Below are 2,529 nucleotides of genomic sequence, written 5' to 3'. Positions count from 1 at the left end.
TTATAATATATATAATTTGTTATTCCTAAAACACCTTCTATATCTATATTGTTGTAAGAAGAAAATTTTTTAAATGTAGGATTTGTTCTTATCAAATATTCTATATTATCAACGCCTTTATATTTATATGCATAAAATAAATGAGAATCATAATAAGATCTAGATAATTCGTTAATATCTTTTTCTGTAAAATCTTTATCGTTTAAAGCAATATTAATTAAATTTCTTATATGATAATATGTATAAGGTTTTCCATTAATAAAACGGTATGATACAAATGGATTGTAAGCTCCTCTATCTATCCAAAATATGTTTTTAATTGTTTCATAAGATAAATCTTTAAATCTTAAGGCATCATAATCATTATTTATTTTATTATATTTTATATCAAATAGATAATATAAGAAATCTATTATTAATTGATTTTTTTCATTATTTATCCATTTGTTATCACTAACATTATTGTTAATAATTCCTCCCCAACCAAATATACTCTCATACATTGCTTTAGCATTTTCATGTTCTTCATAGTTAAAATTTTTAAAATAGTTTGTTCTAAATGCATCAACCCCATACATATCAAAACAAAATATATTAAAATTAATTATAAACATAAAAAATATTATTAGTTTTTTCATAATTTTATCCTTTTATAGATTAAACTTGTTTCAAAAGTATTTTAGAATTTAATTATTAATATATTTTTTATTTTTTAAGTGTTTTATTTCCATTTTATTGTTCTTTTTGCTGTGGAAAAAAGAACAATAAAAAAAATAACATTAAAATATTTTCTTTGTCAAGAACTTATGAAACAAGTCTATTATAATTTATTAATAGGTTTCTACATCATTTATTAATTTTTTTAATTCTTTTGCAAGTATCTCTCTATTTATTATACTGCTTGAAAATCTATTGTATCCTACTATATGTATATTATGTAATTTTGTTACTACTATATGACTATTTTCAACTTTTCTTATACTTTTATTTTCTATTTGGTATATTAATTTTATTACATTAAATACATATTTTCCTTCACAAATTAATATTTGAGGTTTTATATTTTTTATTAATATTTTTATATATTGATGAAATTTATTATAATAGTCAATACCTGTAATATTTTGAAGATTAGTAAATAGTTTTTTTATATTTTTTTGATTTTCAGTTCCTATATAATATAAATTAGTTTTGAAAGCATTCTTTAATAAATCAATTCTTCCTATACTTTCAAATAATTTTCTATTTTGTATTGCAAATCTATATCCATATTTTATATAATCTATTTCATCTAAAGGTTCAAATCTTTGTGCTCTTTTGTTTGTCCATTTTAAATTACCAGCTCCTGTATTAATTCCTAAAAACATTATTGTAGGATTTATAACTAAAGGGCTAAAATATATTTGCATACCTGTATATTGTTTATCAATTTCTTTATTCTCTTTACAAATTTCTAGGATTTGTTTATCCATTTCTTTGATTTCATTTTGAATTTTTATTAATTCTTCCATAAAAAATATTTCCTTATAAATTATAGTTTATCAATTTAATACAATTTTTTAGTATTAGAGCTACATGAAAATATACAGCCCTAATTTTTTAATATGATTGATTTTATAGATTATTAATTATCTTATATTATATAAAAATATATCAATTCCAATGTAAACTTCCTCCGCATCTGTTGCATTTAGATGAGTGAGTTCTTGGATAAGTAAGTCCGCATTTTGAACATACTAATCTTTTATCTTTAGTTACAACTCCGTATCTTCTATATGCTTCTGTAAATATGCTCATTATATATCTGGTAATTCTGCTTGATTTGTAGAGTATACTAAATAATTTACCGTCTTGAGATGATGTAATAGATAATATTGATATTATTATAAAAGCAATGGCTATTATAATAATAATTGGTATTGATACAGCATCTTTATTTATTTTTCCCATAATTATCATAGAACCTATGCAGAATATTATGAATAATACTATATACATACTCCAAAATATTTTAATTCTTTCTATAAGTTTTTTCATTTGTTTTCCTTTTTATGAAAATATATTACTCATTTGTTGCAAAATAATCATTCATTTCCATCAAATTTGTAACATATTTTTTTGTTATTTCATCATCATATTTAAATATGATGATATTTGTACTTTTTGTAATATTATTTGTTGTATCCGATGAATAGCTAGTTATAGTATCATTTTTAATTTCAAAATACATATATGAATCTACAAATTTAAATAAGGCTGTATCTTTTTTGGGAGATTCTAAATATTGAGAAGAAGCAGCTGTTCCTATAAATACTAGTAAATTAGCTATAGCTCCCCACAAATTATTTTCATCTTCCAATGACTGAATAACAAAATTATAATCTGAAAATCCAATCCAAATTTTTTCATTGCCTTCTTCATAGCTGTATGCTTTTCCTGATACTTTATCTATCCATTTTTCTGTTCTTTTTTCTGCTGTGTCATAACATGATACTAAAAGACATTGTATTATTATCATTATAATTAATA

The 2,529-nt window shown here is 21.1% G+C and carries 4 protein-coding genes; all 4 read right to left on the bottom strand.

Features of this window, described 5'->3' with window-relative positions; genetic code table 11:
• Positions 1-638, bottom strand: a 638-nt coding sequence (locus Q0J90_RS05805) for a hypothetical protein (protein WP_297277001.1), incomplete at its 3' end; no start/stop codon positions are given.
• Positions 639-830: 192 nt separating this feature from the next.
• On the bottom strand, positions 831-1,511 hold the full coding sequence (locus Q0J90_RS05800) for a hypothetical protein (RefSeq protein ID WP_269985430.1): 681 nt from the start codon (positions 1,509-1,511) through the stop codon (positions 831-833).
• A gap of 142 nt (positions 1,512-1,653) precedes the next feature.
• Complete coding sequence (locus Q0J90_RS05795) at positions 1,654-2,037, bottom strand: hypothetical protein (protein WP_297277000.1); 384 nt, start codon at positions 2,035-2,037, stop codon at positions 1,654-1,656.
• A gap of 25 nt (positions 2,038-2,062) precedes the next feature.
• Positions 2,063-2,529 (bottom strand): hypothetical protein (locus tag Q0J90_RS05790; protein WP_297276999.1); only part of this gene is annotated, 467 nt, incomplete at its 5' end.

The organism is uncultured Brachyspira sp. (assembly GCF_944390595.1).
GTDB lineage: Bacteria > Spirochaetota > Brachyspiria > Brachyspirales > Brachyspiraceae > Brachyspira.
The sequence above is the reverse complement of the archived record's forward strand: the minus strand, read 5'-3'. Positions and strand labels throughout refer to the sequence as shown.

Excerpts from the sequence above, each read along its gene's own strand:
- Q0J90_RS05800 (WP_269985430.1), bottom strand. The coding sequence starts at position 1,511 with ATGGAAGAATTAATAAAAATTCAAAATGAAATCAAAGAAATGGATAAA.
- Q0J90_RS05795 (WP_297277000.1), bottom strand. The coding sequence starts at position 2,037 with ATGAAAAAACTTATAGAAAGAATTAAAATATTTTGGAGTATGTATATA.